Annotated in this window: 16 protein-coding genes; 6 read left to right on the top strand and 10 right to left on the bottom strand. The window is 67.9% G+C overall.

Annotated features, from left to right (window positions below; all coding sequences use genetic code 11):
• Positions 1 to 34: 34 nt before the first annotated feature.
• The gene (locus ACUJ46_RS00460) at positions 35 to 1,537 is read left to right on the top strand and encodes a class I adenylate-forming enzyme family protein (RefSeq protein WP_445388491.1); all 1,503 of its coding nucleotides are present in this window, start codon (positions 35 to 37) and stop codon (positions 1,535 to 1,537) included.
• Positions 1,538 to 1,643: 106 nt separating this feature from the next.
• Here the strand turns inward: ACUJ46_RS00460 and ACUJ46_RS00455 are convergent, their stop codons facing one another.
• Genes ACUJ46_RS00455 through ACUJ46_RS00445 form a run of 3 tightly spaced genes read right to left on the bottom strand, consistent with a single transcriptional unit; the run spans position 1,644 to position 5,326 of the window.
• Positions 1,644 to 2,864: an acyl-CoA dehydrogenase family protein gene (locus tag ACUJ46_RS00455; protein WP_445388490.1), complete on the bottom strand. Its 1,221-nt coding sequence runs from the start codon at positions 2,862 to 2,864 to the stop codon at positions 1,644 to 1,646.
• A gap of 1 nt (position 2,865) precedes the next feature.
• Positions 2,866 to 3,954, bottom strand: a complete 1,089-nt coding sequence (locus ACUJ46_RS00450; protein ID WP_445388489.1) for an acyl-CoA dehydrogenase family protein — start codon at positions 3,952 to 3,954, stop codon at positions 2,866 to 2,868.
• 4 nt (positions 3,955 to 3,958) lie between these two features.
• On the bottom strand, positions 3,959 to 5,326 hold the full coding sequence (locus ACUJ46_RS00445; RefSeq protein WP_445388488.1) for a phosphotransferase family protein: 1,368 nt from the start codon (positions 5,324 to 5,326) through the stop codon (positions 3,959 to 3,961).
• Between the two features lie 66 nt (positions 5,327 to 5,392).
• On the opposite strand from ACUJ46_RS00445, the gene ACUJ46_RS00440 reads away from it, so the two are divergent.
• Together ACUJ46_RS00440 and ACUJ46_RS00435 are read left to right on the top strand one after the other, a co-directional pair.
• On the top strand, positions 5,393 to 6,190 hold the full coding sequence (locus tag ACUJ46_RS00440) for an enoyl-CoA hydratase/isomerase family protein (RefSeq protein ID WP_445388487.1): 798 nt from the start codon (positions 5,393 to 5,395) through the stop codon (positions 6,188 to 6,190).
• Between the two features lie 5 nt (positions 6,191 to 6,195).
• Positions 6,196 to 7,716: an acyl-CoA synthetase gene (locus ACUJ46_RS00435; protein WP_445388486.1), complete on the top strand. Its 1,521-nt coding sequence runs from the start codon at positions 6,196 to 6,198 to the stop codon at positions 7,714 to 7,716.
• A gap of 69 nt (positions 7,717 to 7,785) precedes the next feature.
• Here the strand turns inward: ACUJ46_RS00435 and ACUJ46_RS00430 are convergent, their stop codons facing one another.
• From ACUJ46_RS00430 to ACUJ46_RS00405, 6 genes are all read right to left on the bottom strand, one after another.
• A complete protein-coding gene (locus tag ACUJ46_RS00430) occupies positions 7,786 to 8,562 on the bottom strand; it encodes an SDR family NAD(P)-dependent oxidoreductase (RefSeq protein ID WP_445388485.1) in 777 nt (258 codons plus the stop codon).
• A gap of 100 nt (positions 8,563 to 8,662) precedes the next feature.
• A complete protein-coding gene (locus tag ACUJ46_RS00425; protein WP_445388484.1) occupies positions 8,663 to 8,995 on the bottom strand; it encodes a hypothetical protein in 333 nt (110 codons plus the stop codon).
• A 152-nt stretch (positions 8,996 to 9,147) separates the two neighbouring features.
• On the bottom strand, positions 9,148 to 9,255 hold the full coding sequence (gene cydX / locus ACUJ46_RS00420) for a cytochrome bd-I oxidase subunit CydX (protein ID WP_445388483.1): 108 nt from the start codon (positions 9,253 to 9,255) through the stop codon (positions 9,148 to 9,150).
• Positions 9,256 to 9,269: 14 nt separating this feature from the next.
• The gene (gene cydB, locus ACUJ46_RS00415) at positions 9,270 to 10,418 is read right to left on the bottom strand and encodes a cytochrome d ubiquinol oxidase subunit II (RefSeq protein ID WP_445388482.1); all 1,149 of its coding nucleotides are present in this window, start codon (positions 10,416 to 10,418) and stop codon (positions 9,270 to 9,272) included.
• Positions 10,419 to 10,437: 19 nt separating this feature from the next.
• Positions 10,438 to 12,036, bottom strand: a complete 1,599-nt coding sequence (locus ACUJ46_RS00410) for a cytochrome ubiquinol oxidase subunit I (protein WP_445389500.1) — start codon at positions 12,034 to 12,036, stop codon at positions 10,438 to 10,440.
• A gap of 200 nt (positions 12,037 to 12,236) precedes the next feature.
• A complete protein-coding gene (locus ACUJ46_RS00405; protein ID WP_445388481.1) occupies positions 12,237 to 12,383 on the bottom strand; it encodes a hypothetical protein in 147 nt (48 codons plus the stop codon).
• Here ACUJ46_RS00405 and ACUJ46_RS00400 point away from each other — a divergent pair.
• Entirely contained in the window at positions 12,382 to 13,812 is a 1,431-nt protein-coding gene (locus tag ACUJ46_RS00400; protein ID WP_445388480.1) for an ATP-binding cassette domain-containing protein, read from the top strand. The two genes, ACUJ46_RS00405 and ACUJ46_RS00400, sit on opposite strands and share 2 nt — an antisense overlap.
• Positions 13,809 to 15,413, top strand: a complete 1,605-nt coding sequence (locus ACUJ46_RS00395; protein WP_445388479.1) for an ATP-binding cassette domain-containing protein — start codon at positions 13,809 to 13,811, stop codon at positions 15,411 to 15,413. The genes ACUJ46_RS00400 and ACUJ46_RS00395 overlap by 4 nt, the downstream gene beginning before the upstream one ends.
• Positions 15,414 to 15,422: 9 nt before the next feature.
• Here ACUJ46_RS00395 and ACUJ46_RS00390 read toward each other — a convergent pair whose 3' ends face one another.
• Positions 15,423 to 16,001: a TetR/AcrR family transcriptional regulator gene (locus ACUJ46_RS00390; RefSeq protein WP_445388478.1), complete on the bottom strand. Its 579-nt coding sequence runs from the start codon at positions 15,999 to 16,001 to the stop codon at positions 15,423 to 15,425.
• Positions 16,002 to 16,187: 186 nt separating this feature from the next.
• On the opposite strand from ACUJ46_RS00390, the gene alr reads away from it, so the two are divergent.
• Positions 16,188 to 17,249: an alanine racemase gene (alr, locus tag ACUJ46_RS00385; RefSeq protein ID WP_445388477.1), complete on the top strand. Its 1,062-nt coding sequence runs from the start codon at positions 16,188 to 16,190 to the stop codon at positions 17,247 to 17,249.
• Positions 17,250 to 17,256: the final 7 nt, after the last annotated feature.

Genomic DNA, 17,256 nt, shown 5'->3' with positions numbered 1-17,256 from the left:
ATAAAAGCTACTCCATCAGGCAAGGAATTTCAGAATGACCGAAGTGAGGCGGATCAGTGATGCGCTGAGGCTGCGCGCCGTGCACCAGCGTGACGAGATTGCCCACGACGACACACGTCGCCAGATCACCTACGCCCAGTGGGACCGCGAGGCCGATGAAATCGGCGGCGGGCTTGCGGCCGCCGGCCTGAAGCCCGGCGACCGGGTGTTCCTGCCGATCAGCAATGCCCATGGCGTGGAAATGGCCATCGCCGTCTTCGCCGTGTTTCGCGCAGGCGGCATCGCCTGCCCGATCAACACCCGCCTGAGCCCCAAGGAAATCACGGATTTCGCCGCGCTGACCACCCCGCGCTGGTGCATCACCGATGTGCCCGATGTGGTGAAGGACCTGAAGCTCGATGGCAACTGGAGGGTCGATGCCATGCCGCGCGATATCGCGGCCCTGCCCGACCAGGACAGCCTCGACCCCGAGGCCGATGCCGAAATCCTCGGCACCAGCGGCACCACCGGCAAGATCAAGGGCGTGGTCGTGACCCACCCCGATCTCGTTCGCGGCGTGACGGGCACCAACCTCGACCGCTCGCGCTCCACCCTCAGCGCCCTGCCGCTCACCGGCTCAGGCGGGAACCTCGGCATTGTCATGCTGCCGGCCCGCGGCGGCGCAACCGCCATCACCCAGCCGAAGTTCGACCCCAGGGGGTTCCTTGAGCTGGTGAAGGAAAAGAAGCCCGATCTCGTCTACCTCGTGCCGTCCATGCTGCGGCTGATCCTCGATCACCCGGATGTGGCGAACCATGATTTCGAAGGCGTGAAATATCTGATGACGGGCACGGCGCCGCTGCCGCTCGATTCGGTGAAGCGCGCGATGGAACTCTGGCCCCATGTCAGGATCCGCAACAGCTACGGCATGTCGGAAGGTGGCGTGGGGGTCGGCACCAGCAGCCGCGAACAGGTGCTGAAGCCCGGCTGCGTCGGCAAGCTGCCGCCCAACATGCAGATCCGCGACGAGACCGGCACCGTCATCACGGAACCGGGCGTCGTCGGCGAAATCTATGGCTGGCAGAAGCACCCGCGCCGCTACTGGAACGACCCGGAGGCGACCGAGGCGAGCTTCATCGGCGGATGGACCAAAACCGGCGACCTCGGCTATGTCGACGCGGATGGCGACCTCATCCTCGCCGGCCGCTCGAAGGAACTGATCATCCGCGGCGGCTACAACATCACGCCGCTGGAAATCGAAACGGTCCTTCACCTGCACCCGTCGGTGCAGCAGGCGGCTGTCGTCGGTGTGGATCACGAGGTGCTGGGCGAGGATATCGCCGCCGCCGTAACGCTGCGGCCGGGCCAGCAGGCCAATGCCGAAGAGATCCTCGCCTTCTGCCGCCAGCACCTGGCCGACAACAAGGTGCCGCGCACGCTTCTGGTGCTGGACGACATGCCGCTGAACCCCAATGGCAAGATCCTGAAGAAGGAACTGAAGCCCGTGCTGCAGCAGGCAGCGGACGCCAAGCGCGCGGCCAGCCGCAAGACCGCCTGAATCAGACCATCTGAATCAGGCCATCTGAATCAGGGCGCGCCCCGGACATGAAAAAAGGGAGGCGACGATCGGCGTCGCCTCCCTTTCCTGTTTGCGCTGCAGCGCCCTAGCGCAGCTGCTCGAAGGGGATGTCCTTGTCCATGCGGACTTCGCCCGGCATGCCGAGGACGCGCTCTGCAATCTGGTTGCGCAGCACTTCATCCGCACCGCCCGCGATCCGCATCACGGTCGAATAGATATAGTCATATTGCAGGTCCGGCGTGACCCTGTCGGACGGGTCGGCGGCGATCGAATCCGGGCCGCGCAATTCCATGCCCAGGCCCAGCACGCGCTGCTGCCGCCCGGCATAGGCAAGCTTGATCATCGCCGCGAGGGCGCCCGGGTTCTCGCCCTTGGACACCATGGTGCGCAGCCGGGCCTGGAAGAAGCGTTCGCCCTGTTCCTCGGCCAGCGCCTCGGCCAGCTGCTGGCGGATGGCGCTGTCGTCCAGCATGGTGCCGCCATGGTCACCCGGGGTTTCGCCGGCAAGCGCCAGCAGCGGCTCGACCCCGCTGCGGTGCGCGCCGGAGCCGAGGCGTTCGCCCATCAGCACCGTCATGCAGCAGGCCCAGCCTTCGCCGATGGCGCCGATGCGGTTGGCATCGGGAATGCGGACATCGGTGAGGAAGGTCTCGTTGAATTCGCTCATGCCCGAGATCTGGCGGATCGGCCTCGTCTCGATTCCCGGCGTCTTCATGTCGACGAGGAAGAAGGTCAGTCCCTTGTGCTTGGGCACGCCCGGGTCGGTACGGACGACGAGGATGCCCCAGTCCGTCAGGTGCGCCCAGCTCGACCAGACCTTCTGGCCATTGACGAGCCAGTCGCCCGAGCCGTCATCGGCGCGAACGGCGCGCGTCCGCAGCGCGGCAAGGTCGGAGCCTGCGGCCGGTTCGGAGAAGAGCTGGCACCAGGTGATGTCGCCCTTCAGCGTCGGCTCGATGAACCGGGCCCGCTGCGCATCCGTTCCATGCTTCGCGATGACGGGAAGCGCCATGCCGGTGCCGATCGAGGTGAATGGCCCCTTGGGCAGGCGGTATCTGCCCTCTTCCTCGGCGAAGATCACCGCTTCGATTCCGGTAAGACCACCGCCGCCCAGAGCCTTGGGGAAGGTGAGCCCGGCCCAGCCGCCATCGAAGAGCGCCCGCATCCAGGCGCGCCCGCGATCGGCTTCCTCGGTATCGGGGATCTTCACGCCGGCTGGCAGTTCATGGGCCGGCGCATTGGCGGCGAGCCAGGCCTTGGCCCGGGCGCGGAATTCGGCTTCCTGCGGAGAGTCCTTGAAATCCATGTCAGGCTGCTTTCCCTTGCTGGCCCGGCTGGGCGTTCACCAGGCGATCCGCCCAGGTGCGGCGGTTGCCGAGGTTCACGGCAAGCACGCGTTCGCGCCGGTAATAGAAATGGCAATTGGCCTCGAAGGTGTAGCCGATGCCGCCATGCACCTGCAGGTTCTCGCGCGCGCCCATCTCGAAGGCCTTGATGGCAGTGAGGCGCGCGGCCGCGGCGGCAGACGGCAGGTCGTCCGGCGAATCCGAAGCCGCCCAGCCGCCGAAATAGGCGTTGGACTTGGCAAGCTCGATCGCCACGGCGACATCGGCCAGCTTGTGCTTGATCGCCTGGTAGCTGGCCAGCGGCCGGCCGAACATCTGGCGCTCCATCACATAGTCGCGCCCCATCTTCAGGCAGGCCTCGGCGGCGCCCACGGCCTCGAACGCGGCCTGCACCGCCGCCCGGTCGAGCAGCGTCTCGATGCGGCCGGCGCCCGGCATCGGCTCTGCCACGGCATTGTCGAAATCGAGCCGGTAATGCGGGCGGAGCTGGTCGAAGCTGTCGAGCTTCGTACGGCGCACGCCGGGCTGGTCGAGCCGGACGAGGGCCAGGCCGTCACCCACCTGCACGACGGCAATGGAGGCGACGCCGGCATCGGCGACGGGGGATTTGAAGCCCGAAAGCCGGCCAGCCGAAAGGCTGGCGCCCTTGCCGAGCACGGGGCCCGGCCCTTCCGCGCTGGCGAAACAGGCCACCACCTCACCGCTGGCAAGGCGCGGCAGCCATTCGGCCTTCTGCGCCTCGCTTCCGGCAAGCCGGATCGCATCGGCCGCCAGCACGATGGCGGAAAAGAAGGGAACGGCGGCATTGGCGCGGCCCAGTTCCTGGGAAATCACGCCCAGGTCCAGTTCCGACAGGCCGAGTCCGCCATGCGCCTCGGGGATGTTCGCGCCAAGGAAACCCATGGCGGCAAGCTCGCGCCAGAGCGGCTCGTCCCATTCGGCGCCGCTGTCGATCAGCTTGCGCAGATGATCAAAGGGCGTGCGCCCGGCCAGCAGGCCGCGGGCCTGCTCGGCCAGCATCTTCTGTTCGTCTGAAAGGTCGAAATCCATGGTGTCAGCCCGTCACATCTTCATACCAGGTGGTGGCCAGCGCGCCCATCGCGTCGGCCATGATCCAGGTCTCCCGAACCACGCGGTTGTGGCACAGCGCCAGCGCGTCCCCGAAGGAAATGGCGCCCGAGGCGATGGCCCCGGCCAGCGCCACCCGTGCCCCGGCGAGGGTGTCAGGGGCAGCGGGAAGCTTCGCGCGGATCTCGGCCAGTTCGGCGGCGTCGAAGGCCGCGCCATGGCTTGCGCGGCGGCGCCAGAACTTCACCAGCCGCGCCAGCTCCTTGGCCTTGGCGGCGGCGCGCTGGTTTCCGGCGGCCGGCACGATGTCGGTCTTCAGATCCTCGAGCGCGGTCTCGTAGAAACGATCGGTCCAGTCGGGCGCGCAATCGGCCAGGACCGGATCGGTGACCGGGGTTCCCGAAAGCTCGGCAACGGAGCGGACCATCACCCGGCGGTGCATGGTGCCGAACATCAGCGCCGTGCCCGTCGCGCCAACCCGCGCCCCTTCGGCGCTGGCGGTCGCGGCGCTGGGCACGGAAAAGCTGAGCTGGAAATAGAGACGGTGGAACTTCACCCGGTCGAGCTCGACAGGCGTGCCGCTTGCAGCCTCATAGGCGGCAAACACATCGGCCATCGGCACGAAGGGCTGGATGAGGCTGCGGACCCAGATCTGGGCGAGATCCTCCATCGGATCGCCCATGTGGGTCAGCTCCCAGTCGACAAGCGCTGTCACGCCTTTGTCGTCATAAAGGAAATTGCCGGGGCCGGCATCGCCGTGGAGCACGACCGAGCCGCCCCTGTCCTCGGGCACATTGGCGGCGAGCCATGCGAGGCAGAGCTGCAGGATCGGGTCCGCGCCGGCCTTCAGATTGCCAGCCTGCCAGCGGGCGATGTTCTCGCGGATGCGGACCGAGGGCGGAACCCCGGCATCGCCAAGCGGTGCAAGCGCCGGGTGCCTTGCATCGACGCGGTGAAGGGCCGCAAGCTGGCCGATGAAATCCCGCGCCAGCGCCTGCTTGTCCTCGGCCTGGGGGAAACGGTCGTTGCCGGATACGAAGCGGCTGAGAAGGGCGAGGTGCGAGGGAAAGGCCGCGACCAGCGGCGCCACCTTCACGCCGGCATCGGCCAGCGGGCCGGACAGGGCCGCGAGAATCGCCGTCTCGCGCTCGAAATAGGGCATTCGCGAAGGATCGCCGGCACGACTGTCCCAGGCGAGATAGCAATGCTGTTCACGGCCTTCGGAATCGCGCAGAACAACCTCGGCGCCCTGCCGTGACGCGCCACCGCCGCCGCGCGCGCGCTCCGTTGCAATGACAGAGCCGGTGGCCTCCTCTATCTCCTGTCGCAGACGCGCAGGGATTGCGCTTGCCATCAACTGCCCCTCTTATATAACTAGGTTACACTGCACATACACACATGGCCCGGAGCGAAGTCAAGCATGAGCTACGAAACCATCCTGTTCGACGTGGCCGATCATGTCGCCACCATAACCCTCAACCGGCCGGAAGCCATGAACAGCTTCAACAGGCAGATGATGGAGGATTTCGAGCGTGCCTGGCACGAGGTATCCTGGAACGACGACATCCATGTGAGCGTCCTGCGTGCGGCACCAGGCCGCGCCTTCTGCACCGGCGCCGACGTGAAGCCGCAGCCCGGCGACCGGCCGGTCGTCGATCTCGACAATATCTGGCACTGCATGGACCCGGGCGACTTTCTCGGCCCCAAGTCCCGCAAATGCTGGAAGCCGATGATTGCGGCCGTGCATGGCATGGCCGCCGGCGGCGCCTTCTACTGGCTGAACGAGGCCGACATCATCATCGCATCGGAGGATGCCACCTTCTTCGACCCGCATGTGACCTATGGCATGACCTCGGCCCTGGAGCCGATCGGCATGACCTACAAGATGCCGCTGGCCGATGTGCTGCGCATGGTGCTGCTGGGCAATGACGAGCGCATGTCGGCCGATTATGCGAAATCCATCGGCCTCGTGAGCGAAGTGGTCGCGCCCGACCGGCTGTGGGCGCGCGCGCACGAACTGGCCCTCCAGATCGCCGCCAAGCCGCCGGCCGCCATCCAGGGCTCGATCAAGGCGATCTGGGAAAGCCTCGACATGCCGCGATCGGTCGCGCTGGCCAATGGCCTGAAATATCCGCAGATCGGCAACCCCGTGGGCGTGCCGCAAGTGGACCGCACGGCGCTGATGGCCAACAAGGCCAAGAAATACACGCTGCGCTAGGCACGATGAGCCACCCGCGCCTCCACGCCCGCACCAGCCCGGACAAGCCCGCCGTCGTGATGAGCGACGGCGCGCCGGGCCTCAGCTATGCCGAACTGGAAGACCGCGCCAATCGCGGCGCCCACCTCATGCGGTCGCTGGGCATCGGCCGGGGCGACAGCATCGCCTTCTGGCTGCCCAACTGCCCCGAAGTGTTCGAAGTCTATTGGGCGGGCCAGCGCGCGGGCCTCTACATCACGCCGGTCGCCACGGCGCTGACTGCGGCCGAAGCGGACTACATCCTCGAAAATTCGGGCGCGAAGCTGCTCGTCGCCTCGCCCGCCATTGCCGGCCTTGCCGGGCTGGCGCGGCGCACGGGCCTTGCCATCCTTACTGTCGAGGAATGGCGCGCCGCGCTGGCGCGCCAGCCCGCCGGGCCGATCGGCGATGAGTCGCCCGGTTTCCACATGGTCTATTCGAGCGGCACGACCGGGCGGCCGAAGGGCATTCGCCTGCCGCTGCCGGAAGGCGAAGTGACGGCCCCGCACCAGCTGTCCGACCAGATCTCCGCCCGCTACGGCCTTGGCCCGGACGACGTCTATCTGTCGCCAGCACCGCTTTATCACACCGCGCCGCTGGCCTATTCAACCGCTTGCCACCGGCTTGGCGCAACCGTGGTGCAGATGCCGAAGTTCGAGCCTGAAGAAGCGCTCATGGCCATCGAACGCCACCGCGTGACGATGACGCAGATGGTGCCCACCATGTTCGTGCGACTTCTGAAGCTGCCGGAAGCGACGCGGCGGCGCCACGACCTGTCGTCGCTGCGCCATGTCATCCATGCGGCGGCGCCATGCCCGGTGCCGGTGAAGCGCGCCATGATCGAATGGATGGGGCCGATCCTCTTCGAATATTATGGCGGCTCCGAAGGCAATGGATCGACGGGCATCACCTCGGCGGAATGGCTGCAGAAGCCCGGATCGGTCGGCAAGGCCGGCTGGGGCACGCTGCACATCTGCGATGACGCCGGCGACGAACTGCCGGCCGGCGAGCAGGGGATCGTCTATTTCGAGGGCGGCTGGGATTTCCAGTATCTGGGTGACCCGGAAAAGACCAAGGACAGCCGCAACCCGAAGCATCCGTCATGGTCGACGCTTGGCGATGTCGGCTATGTGGACGCGGACGGCTATCTGTTCCTGACCGATCGCAAGAGCCACATGATCATCTCGGGCGGGGTCAACATCTATCCGCAGGAAGTCGAGAACCTGCTGATCACCCACCCGAAGGTTGCCGATGCAGCGGTCATCGGCGTGCCCGACCCGGATTTCGGCGAGCAGGTGAAAGCCGTGGTCCAGCCGATGGACATGGCGGACGCGACACCCGCCTTCGCGGACGAGCTGACCGCCTTCTGCAAGGCGCACATCAGCCATGTGAAATGCCCGCGCTCGGTCGATTTCGACCCGGCCCTGCCGAGGCTCGACAATGGCAAGCTCTACAAGCGACTGATCAGGGACCGCTACTGGCCGGCAAAGGCCGGACTGACCGGCTGAGACCGGCTGCGCGGGCGGGCGGCACCCCGAAGGCGCCGCCCACCCGCAGGCAAGGCTGTTGCCCGGGGCTTATTTGGCGCCCTGGCCGTCATCCACGCGCACACAGGTGCCCGTGACACATTCGGACGCCGGGCCAACGAGGAACAGCAGCGCGCTGTCGAGCTGGGCCGGATCGCCCAGGCGCTTGCGCGGGAAACGCTCGATCATCTGCTGGCCGACACGCTCCAGCATGCCTTCCAGCATTTCGGACGAGAAGGCGCCCGGTGCAATGGCGTTGACGTTGATGAAGTTGCGCGACCATTCGACGGAAAGGGTTTCCGTCATCCGAACGACCGCCGCCTTGGAGACGGAATAGAGGGCCGCGCCATGGCCATCATAGGAATAGGCCGCCGCCGAGGCGATGTTGACGATGCGGCCGGGCTTCTTCAGCTCGATCAGCCGGCGCGCCACCTCGCACGAGAGGATGAAGGGCGCACGGACATTGATGTCGAGCACGCGGTCGATCAGCTCGACCGGCATCTTGTGGGCGCGCTGCGCATCCGGAATGCCGGCATTGTTGACGAGGATGGTGACAGGCCCGAGCGCTTCCTCGACAGCCGGCACCAGGGCCGTCAGCTGATCGGCATTGGCGACATCCAGCTCGAAAGCCCGGGCCTTGCCACCGGCGGCGCGGATTTCTTCGGCCAGCGCTTCAAGCCGATCCACCCGGCGGGCGGTGAGGGCAACGGTGGCGCCGGCGCTGGCCAGCACGCGGGCAAAGCGCGCGCCAAGGCCAGAGGATGCGCCTGTGACGATCGCGACCTGGCCGCTGAGATCGGTGGAGATGTTCGGCAACGGAAAGCTCATGCAATTCTTCCTTTCGGTGGGCCATGGCTGGATATGGCAAGCCCCGGCCCCTCGCGCAGTGGAAGGGCCGGGGCATCGTCACCACGGCGTGAAGTTCCTGTCAGCCCTTCGCGGGGAAGTGGGCGACATCCTCGAACAGCGCCATTTCGGCGACCGGGTTCATCGAATCCGACATGCGCATTTCGCCACCGGCGACGCGACGGCCGATTTCCTTGACCACGGTGGTCGGGTCTTCGGCGTCCACCTCGTAGATGGCGGCATAGCGGAAGGCAGAGCCCCAGGGGCCCATCGGGGCCGTCAGCTTGATGCGCGTGGCCGATTTCACGCCCGGCACTGCACACACCTCGGGCAGGTGGATGTTGGTGTACCAGTCGTTATATTCGTCTTCGCGGCCATCCGCCGGGTTGCTGTAGACTACCAGCCTGTATGTCATGCGCCATTCCTCCCTCGGGGTTCACGGCCCCGGATAGCGGGGCGTTTGCGGGGGAAATGGTGGCGGTGTTGGCGGCCTGCCGTCAATCCGGTCAGATTTGATGGCCCGTCAGCCCGGCCGATGCGCCGGTCCGCACCTGAAGGGGCCAGGTTTCAGGGCCATTCGTCCCCGTCATCGGCATGATATTCATGCCACATTCCGTTCAGGACACCGAGCACCACGGCGAGGCCCAGCCCCAGGATCCAGGTGAAATACCACATGGCGCGTCATCTCCTCAGTAATAGTCGGCGGAGCGGCGGACGTCTTCGGTCGTCACGCGGCCGAAGAGCACGCGGAACACCCAGGCCGTGTAGAGCAGCACCAGCGGCAGCAGCACCAGCGTCGCCAGAAGCATGATCCACAGCGTCAGGTGGCTGGACGAGGCATTCCAGACCGTGAGGCTGGAGGCCGGGTCGAGCGTGCTGGGCAGGATGAAGGGAAACATCGAGAGCCCCGCCGTGGAGATGATGCCGATGACCCCGAGCGACGAGCCGAGGAACACCCCGATGTCCGAGCGGCGGGCGATGCCCATGAGCGCCAGCGCCGGGCCGACGAAGCCAAGGACCGGGGCGATCAGCATCCATGGGTGGGCGGCATAATTGTTCAGCCACGCGCCCGGCGCCATCACCGCGCCCGTGAGCAGCGGGTTGGATGGCCCCCCGGGATCGGCTGGGCCGGCAAGGCGGAAGCCGTAATCGCCGAAGGCCATGAAGGCCCAGCCAAGGGCGAAGAGCAGGATGGAGGCAACGCCCGCCGCCAGCCCGTAGCGTTTGGCCCGGTCCAGCACCGGGCCATGCTCGATCTTGAGGCTGAGCCAGCCGGCGCCGTGAAGCACGATCATCGAGACGGAAAGCAGGCCGGCAATGATGGTGAAGGGCGTGAAGAGATCGAGAAGCCCGCCTTCCCAGAAGGCGCGCAGGTCGCTGTCGAGCCGGAAGGGCACGCCCGCGAGCACATTGCCCACCGCCACGCCGAACACCAGCGCCGGCACGAAACCGCCGGTGAAGAGCGCCCAGTCCCAGGCGCTGCGCCAGGCCGGGTCCGGCCGCTTGGAGCGGTATTTGAAGCCCACCGGCCGCAGGATCAGCGCCGAAAGGACAAGGAACATGGCCAGGTAGAAGCCGGAGAAGCTGATGGCATAGACATGGGGCCAGGCCGCGAAGATCGCGCCGCCGCCAAGGATGAACCACACCTGGTTTCCTTCCCAGGTCGGCCCGATGCTGTTGATGACCAGCCGTCGTTCCTCGTCCGTGCGGGCAATGAAGGGCAGGACAGTGGCGACGCCGAGGTCGAAGCCGTCCGTCAGCGCGAAGCCGATCAGGAGGACGCCGAGCAGCAGCCACCAGATGAGGCGGAGGGTCTCGTAATCGAAGGGAATGGGCATGTCTTTCTCCCCTGTCCGCTCATTCGGCCGGAAGCGGCGCGATGCCGCCCGTGGCGGGCCCGGTAGCTGGTCCGGTATCTGGCCTGCCCGCATCGCGGGCAGGCGGCGTGTGATCCGGCCCGTGCCGGATCGCGGCGAGCATCAGCCGCACCTCGATCACGGCGAGCACGCCGTAGAGCAGGGTGAAGCCGATGATGGTGGTCCAGATCTGGCCCATGGTGAGGCTGGAGGGGGCGAGGAAGGTCGGCAGCGCGCCTTCCACCGCCCAGGGCTGGCGGCCATATTCGGCGAGCAGCCAGCCCATTTCGGCCGCAAGCCAGGGCAGCGGCATCACGACCACGGCCGCCTTCAGGAAGGTGCGGTGGCCGAAGTTCCGGGTGGAGGCGAACCAGAAGGCGACACCGAAGAAGGCGATCAGGAAGAAGCCGATCCCGGCCATGCCGCGGAACACCCAGAAGAGCACCGGCACATCGGGCACGGTGGACCATGCGGCCTGCTCGACATGTTCGGCCGTGGCGGCGCGCGGTTCGGCGATGAAGCGCTTCAGGAGCAGCGCATAGCCGAGGTCGGCGCGATATTCCTCGAACTGGGCGCGGGCCTCGACGTTCGCCCGGTCAGCCTTCAGCGTTTCGAGCGCGTCATAGGCAAGGATGCCGCGCTGGATTCGCACCTTCGCCGTCTCGACGAGGTCGTTGATGCCCGTCACTTCGCCATCGAGCGAGCGGGTGGAGATGAGACCGAGCACCCAGGGGATCTGCACCTCGTAATGGGTCTTGCGCTCTTCCATGTCGGGGATGCCGACGATGGTGAGGCCTGCGGGCGCAGGATGGGTTTCCCACATCGCCTCCAGCGAGGCGAGCTTCATCTTCTGGTTGTCGGTCAGGGCATAGCCCGATTCGTCCCCCAGGACGACGACCGACAGGGACGCGGCCAGGCCGAAGGCCGCCGCCACCACGAAGCCGCGCCGGGCGATCGGCAGGAAACGGCCCTTCAGCAGATACCAGGACGAAACGCCCAGCACGAAGACCGCGCCCGTGACATAGCCGGCGGACACGGTGTGCACGAACTTCGCCTGCGCCACCGGGTTCATGATGACGGCCATGAAGTCCGTGACTTCCATGCGCATGGTGTCGGTGTTGAAGAAGGAGCCGACGGGGTTTTGCATCCAGCCGTTGGCAACGAGGATCCACAGCGCGGAAAGGTTGGAGCCGATCGCCACCATGAAGGTGACGAAGAGGTGCCCGAGCTTCGAGAGCTTGTCCCAGCCGAAGAACATGAGGCCGACGAAGGTCGCCTCGAGGAAGAAGGCCATCAGCCCCTCGATGGCGAGCGGCGCGCCGAAGATGTCGCCGACATAATGCGAAAAATAGGACCAGTTCGTTCCGAACTGGAACTCCATGGTGATCCCGGTGGCGACACCGAGGACGAAATTGATTCCGAAGAGCTTGCCCCAGAAACGCGTCGTGTCGCGCCAGACCTGCTTGCCCGTCATCACGTAGATGCTCTCCATGATGACAAGCATGAAGGAGAGCCCGAGTGTGAGCGGAACGAACAGGAAATGGTACATGGCCGTCAGTGCGAACTGCAGCCGGGACATCTCGACAACCGCCATGTCTATCATCGTGCACCACCCAGTTTGCCGGCCGGGAAGATGGCCGGTATGCGGGCGAACGCGAGCAGACCTCGATAGCGGCTTTGCCCCGTTCGTCACTTCTGTGTATGCGAATATCCTAATACAGCAGATGGCAAACCACAAGTGACAGAAACGCGCAGCGCTCCGCATGGCTCCCATACGCCTGGCTCCCATAGGCCGGGCTCTCACAGGCCGGGCGCCCACAGGCTGGCAGCAGGCTGGTGGCTGGCCGATGCCCTGGCGGCGGCGGCCTTTGCCGCGGGGCTTGCGCTCATCGTGTCGGGTGCGGCGGCAGGGTCGATGCCGGCTGCTGTGTCCGCTTCCGGCGGCATGGCTTGGGGCGTTCTTCTGCTCATCCTGTCCGGCGTGGCGCGGGCGGCGGCGCAGGGCCTGGCCGCCGATGCCGGGCTGGGCGCTGCCCTGGCAGCAAAGGATGGCTGGCGCACGCGCCTGCTGCCGGGCCTCGTCGCCAGCCGGCTGACCCGCGACCGGCTTTCGGGCGAGGCGGTGGCCGCAGCGGTCGAAAGTGTGGAAGCGCTGGAGGGCTATCATGCGCGCTACCGGCCGCTCAGGGTCGCGGCCGTGGGCGGGCCGCTGCTGGTGGCGGCGCTGACGGCGCTGGCAAGCCCGGTGGCGGCGGCGATCCTCGTTGCCACCCTTGTTCCCTTCGGCTTCGGCATGGCGCTTGCCGGCACGGCGGCGCGCGCCGCCGCAGACCGGCAACTGGGCGCGATTGCACGGCTGAACGGCCTGTTCCTGGACCGGCTGCGAAGCCTCGATGAAATCCGCCATTTCGGAGCCGGCGACAGGATCGCCCGCCAGATGGCGACGGCGGGCGACGAAGTGGCCACACGAACGCTTGCGGTGCTCAGGGTCGCCTTCGTGTCCGGCGGGCTGATCGAATTCTTTGCGGCGATCGCCGTCGCGCTCGTCGCCGTCTATTGCGGCTTTTCGCTGCTGGGGCTGCTGCCCTTCCCCGCACCCGAAACGATGACACTGGGCGAAGCCTTTTTCGCGCTGGCCATGGCGGCGGAATTCTACCTGCCGCTGCGCCGCCTGGCGGCCGCCTATCATGACCGGCAGACGGGCGAGGCAGCGGAAGCGGTTGTGGGCGCGCTCCCGCAAGCCCCACCCGCCCTGCCCGCCGGAGACCGGTTCAGCGGGCTCGGCGTGCAGGGCCTTGTTGTCCGCTATCCGGACGGGCCGGAAATCGGGCCGGCAAGCCTGGCGCTTGGCGAAACAGGGCTTGTGGCGCTGACCGGGCCGACGGGCAGCGGCAAATCGACCCTGCTTGCCGCCATCGGCGGGCTTCGCAAAGCCGATGCGGGGCGCATCGACTGGGCCGCCGGCGTGGCACCCGCCATCGCATGGTCCGGGCAGCGGCCGCTGATCCTGGCCGGCACGCTGGGCGAAAACATCGCCCTTGCCGCCCCGTGTGCAGGCGAAGCCGATATCCGCGCCGCCGCCATCGCGGCAGGCCTCGGCCCGGTGCTCGAAAGCCGGCCGGGCGGGCTGGCCGCTCCCATCGACTGGCGCGGCGCCGGCCTTTCCGGTGGCGAACGGCGGCGCATCGGGCTGGCCCGCGCACTGCTGTCAGGCCGGCCGCTTCTGCTTCTCGACGAGCCGACAGCCGATCTCGACCGGGAAACGGCCGACGCCCTGATCGCGACCATCGGCAGCATTGCCCGGGACCGGGCCGTGATTGTCGCCACGCATGACGAAGCCCTGGCGCGCGCCGCCGGATTGCGGGTGGCGCTGTGAGCTGCGCGCCCCTGTCCGACCGTCTGCGCCAGCACATCGCCGGCCAGCGCCCCGCGCTCAGGGCCGGCATCGCAGCCGCCATCGTCGCCGCGCTGGCGGCCGTTGTCCTGATGGGGGTTTCAGGCTGGTTCCTGACCGGGGCGGCGCTGGCAGGTGCAGCCGGCCCGGCGGCAGCACGCGGCTTCAACTATCTGGTGCCCAGCGCCCTCATCCGGCTGACGGCCATCCTGCGCACGGGGGGGCGCTATCTCGAACGGCTGTTTTCCCACCGGGCGGCGCTGCGGGCGCTGGCCGGGCTTCGCGCCGATCTCGTTGCCCTGCTGGTGGCGCAGGATCCGCGCCGGTCCGGCCGGAGCGGCGCCGGCGACCTCGCCGCCCGCCTCACCGCCGATGTCGATGCGCTTGAAAACAGCGTCGTGCGGCAGCCGGCAATGCCGGCGGCGGTCGCGGCGGCCTGCGCCGCGACTGCGGCAGCGGCCTTTGCCGGGCCGGGGCCGGCTCTGGTCGCGGCCGGCGGCCTCATGCTGCTGCCCTTCCTGGCCGGGCGGCTGGCGGCCCGGCTGACCGACAGGCATCAGGCAGAAGCCCTGCGGCTGGCCGGGGACTACAAGGCGGAAGTGGCCGAACAGCTTTCGGCCAGCGCCGAAATCGCGGCCTATGGCCTGGCGCCGCAGGTGGGCGCGGCCCTTGCCGCCGCTGCCGCGCGGATGGACGAAGCCCGCCGGCGCGCGGCCCGGGGCGAGGCTGTGGTGAACGGGCTGCTGGTGGCCGCCGGGCCGCTTCTGGCCGCGCTTGTCGCGCTTTCGGCCAGTGGGCCGGCGCCCGCCATCGCCATGGCGATGCTGGCCGTGGCAGCCGCCGCCGAAACGCTGGCCGGGGTGATCCGCGCGCGGATCGCGGATGCCGGCATCCGCGAAAGCCTTGCCCGGCTGGAACAGCTGGATGCACTGCCGGCCGAAAATGCGCCCGGCGCGCCGGAAGTCACCGGCGCCAGCCTCGTCATCGCGGGCACGGCGCTTGCGCCAGGTGCACGGCTGGCGCTGGTTGGCCGCTCGGGCAGTGGCAAGACACGGATTCTGGAAACGCTGGCTGGCCTCAGGGACGATGCCCCCCAGCCGCTGCTGCTCGATGGAAGGGACGTGCGCGCCCTGCCCTTCGAAACGCTTCGCCGCACTTTTGCCCTGGCCCCGCAAGACCCGTTGCTGATCGCCGGAACGCTGGCCGACAATCTGCGCCTTGCGCGGGCGGGGCTGGAGGAAGCCGAGCTGTGGCAGGCACTGGAAACCGCCTGCCTGGACGAAATGGTCCGTGCGCTTCCGCACGGGCTCGACAGCTGGATCGGCGAGGGCGCCGAGCGTCTTTCGGGCGGGCAGCGCAAGCGACTGGCCCTTGCCCGCGCCCTGCTTGCCGGCCGGCCCTGGCTGCTGCTGGACGAACCGAGCGAGGGGCTGGACCCTGCAACCGAAGCCTTGCTGGTGCAGAGGCTCTCGACATGGCTGGACCGGACAGGCACGGGCCTTGTTCTTTCCACCCATCGCCCGGCGCTTCTGGCGCTGGCGCAGGGGCGGATCGACCCTGGCCAACTGATCTTGAAGACCTGAAACGGCCGCTCAGAAGGCGGCGAGGGCGAGTGCCGAACGCAGCATGATATCCGCCGACTTCCGGGCTGACATGCCCTGCGCGTGGCGCATGCGCTGCCACATGTCGAGGCTGAGCATGGCGTCGAGCGCATCGATGCGCCATGGCTCGGCCTTCAGCCAGTCGGCAAGCTGAAGCTCCAGCATCGTCCGCAGCCGGGTATCCACCCAGGCCCTTTCCGCGCGCAGGAACGGCGAACGGGCGCGCATGTCGGACGCCTTCATGTAGGGCAGAAGCTCCTCGAAGAGCCGGGTCCGCCGTTCGACCATCAGCTCGACCCGGCGGCGCGGATCAGGCTCATCCAGCGGGGTTGCGAGGGGCGGATGCAGCCGGGCGCGCAGCCGGGCGTGGATCTCTGCGAAAACACCGTCCATGTCCCCGAAAAGCCGGAAGAGGCTGCGCCGGCCGATCCCGGCGGCGGCGGCCAGTTCATCGGCGCTGGGCATCGGGTTGCCGCGTTCCGCCAGCCGCAAGGCGGCCTCGATCACACGGTCCCGGCTGCGGAGCGTCCGCCGTTTTCGCCCGTCGACCTCTTCCCCGGAATCACTCATGGATACGCATACTCCGCACAGGACAGGCCGGCAGGGCACGACAATGTCCCATGGATACCGGCTCTTGCGTGCTGCCCCGCCGGAATATCATGGTCAAGGGGCGCGGCCCCGCCTTTCAGCTGTTGCGCGTAGCCGCGGCTTTCAGCTGTTGCGCGTAGCCGCGCTGTGGGCGAAAACCAGCTGGCCATGCACGCACCATCCGACATCACAGCAGACGCGCCCGCCGCCCTTCGCCTCCGGCTGGATGGCGATGCCCTGGCCGCCAATTACCGCTGGTTCGCGCAAAAGGCCGGGGTGCCGGCGATTCCGGCCGTGAAGGCCGATGGCTATGGGCTGGGCGCGGCAGAGGTGACGCGCCGGCTGGAAGCAGCGGGCGCCACCGCCTTTGCGGTTTCCACCTGGGCCGAAGCGCTGGCGCTGGCGCGGGCGCTTCGGCGGGCGGACCTGCCGCTTCTGGTGCTGCACGGCTTCACCGCGGATTGCACGGCGGCGGCCACCGCCCTGCCCGCCGCGCGCCCGGTGCTCGATACACTGGCCCAGTGCAGTGCCTGGGCCACAGCCTTTCCCGGCCGGCCCGCCGACCTGATGGTCGATACGGGCATGAACCGGCTGGGCCTCGCCCCGGCGGAGCTTCCGGCCGCTGCCGGGCTGATGCTCGATACCGTGCACAGCCACCTCGCCTCGGCCGACATTCCAGAAGACCCGATCACAGAAAGGCAGCTCGACCGGTTCCGGGCCGTGGTGGCGGCAACGCCGGGCGCGCGCCATGCCCTCGCCAATTCGGCCGGCATCTGCTGGGGGCGCGACTACAGCTTCGATGCCGTGCGCCCCGGCCTCGGCCTCTATGGCGGCCTGCCCCACCCGCAGGCGCGCGTTGAGCGGGTGGTGACGCCCGAGGCCCGTGTGGTGCAGGTGCGCCGCGTGCCTGCGGGGGAAACGGTGGGCTATGGCGGCACCTGGACAGCCGGGCGCGACAGCCGCATCGCCGTTCTCAACATCGGCTATGCCGACGGCCTGCCGCGCAGCCTGCAGGCGCATCTGGCAATCCGCCACGACGGCCATCGCCTGCCGCTGGCCGGGCGAATCTCGATGGATCTCATCGCCGTGGACATGACCGGTCATGACGTAGCCGAAGGCGACTGGCTGGCGCTCGACTTCGACCTGCCAGCCCTGTCAGAGGCGGCCGGCGTGTCGCAATATGAGCTGCTCGTCCACCTGTCGGGCCGGTTCGCGCGCCTCTGGACCTGATGGGCCG

Source organism: Sandaracinobacteroides sp. A072 (assembly GCF_052616365.1).
Note: the sequence above shows the minus strand (reverse complement) of the source record. Positions and strands in the feature narration are given on the sequence as shown.

Excerpts from the sequence above, each read along its gene's own strand:
- ACUJ46_RS00430 (WP_445388485.1), bottom strand. The coding sequence starts at position 8,562 with ATGAGCTTTCCGTTGCCGAACATCTCCACCGATCTCAGCGGCCAGGTC.
- ACUJ46_RS00405 (WP_445388481.1), bottom strand. The coding sequence starts at position 12,383 with ATGCCGCCGGAAGCGGACACAGCAGCCGGCATCGACCCTGCCGCCGCA.
- alr (WP_445388477.1), top strand. The coding sequence starts at position 16,188 with ATGCACGCACCATCCGACATCACAGCAGACGCGCCCGCCGCCCTTCGC.
- ACUJ46_RS00390 (WP_445388478.1), bottom strand. The coding sequence starts at position 16,001 with ATGAGTGATTCCGGGGAAGAGGTCGACGGGCGAAAACGGCGGACGCTC.
- ACUJ46_RS00455 (WP_445388490.1), bottom strand. The coding sequence starts at position 2,864 with ATGGATTTCAAGGACTCTCCGCAGGAAGCCGAATTCCGCGCCCGGGCC.
- ACUJ46_RS00445 (WP_445388488.1), bottom strand. The coding sequence starts at position 5,326 with ATGGCAAGCGCAATCCCTGCGCGTCTGCGACAGGAGATAGAGGAGGCC.
- ACUJ46_RS00440 (WP_445388487.1), top strand. The coding sequence starts at position 5,393 with ATGAGCTACGAAACCATCCTGTTCGACGTGGCCGATCATGTCGCCACC.
- cydX (WP_445388483.1), bottom strand. The coding sequence starts at position 9,255 with ATGTGGTATTTCACCTGGATCCTGGGGCTGGGCCTCGCCGTGGTGCTC.
- ACUJ46_RS00400 (WP_445388480.1), top strand. The coding sequence starts at position 12,382 with ATGGCTTGGGGCGTTCTTCTGCTCATCCTGTCCGGCGTGGCGCGGGCG.
- cydB (WP_445388482.1), bottom strand. The coding sequence starts at position 10,418 with ATGCCCATTCCCTTCGATTACGAGACCCTCCGCCTCATCTGGTGGCTG.
- ACUJ46_RS00450 (WP_445388489.1), bottom strand. The coding sequence starts at position 3,954 with ATGGATTTCGACCTTTCAGACGAACAGAAGATGCTGGCCGAGCAGGCC.
- ACUJ46_RS00435 (WP_445388486.1), top strand. The coding sequence starts at position 6,196 with ATGAGCCACCCGCGCCTCCACGCCCGCACCAGCCCGGACAAGCCCGCC.
- ACUJ46_RS00460 (WP_445388491.1), top strand. The coding sequence starts at position 35 with ATGACCGAAGTGAGGCGGATCAGTGATGCGCTGAGGCTGCGCGCCGTG.
- ACUJ46_RS00425 (WP_445388484.1), bottom strand. The coding sequence starts at position 8,995 with ATGACATACAGGCTGGTAGTCTACAGCAACCCGGCGGATGGCCGCGAA.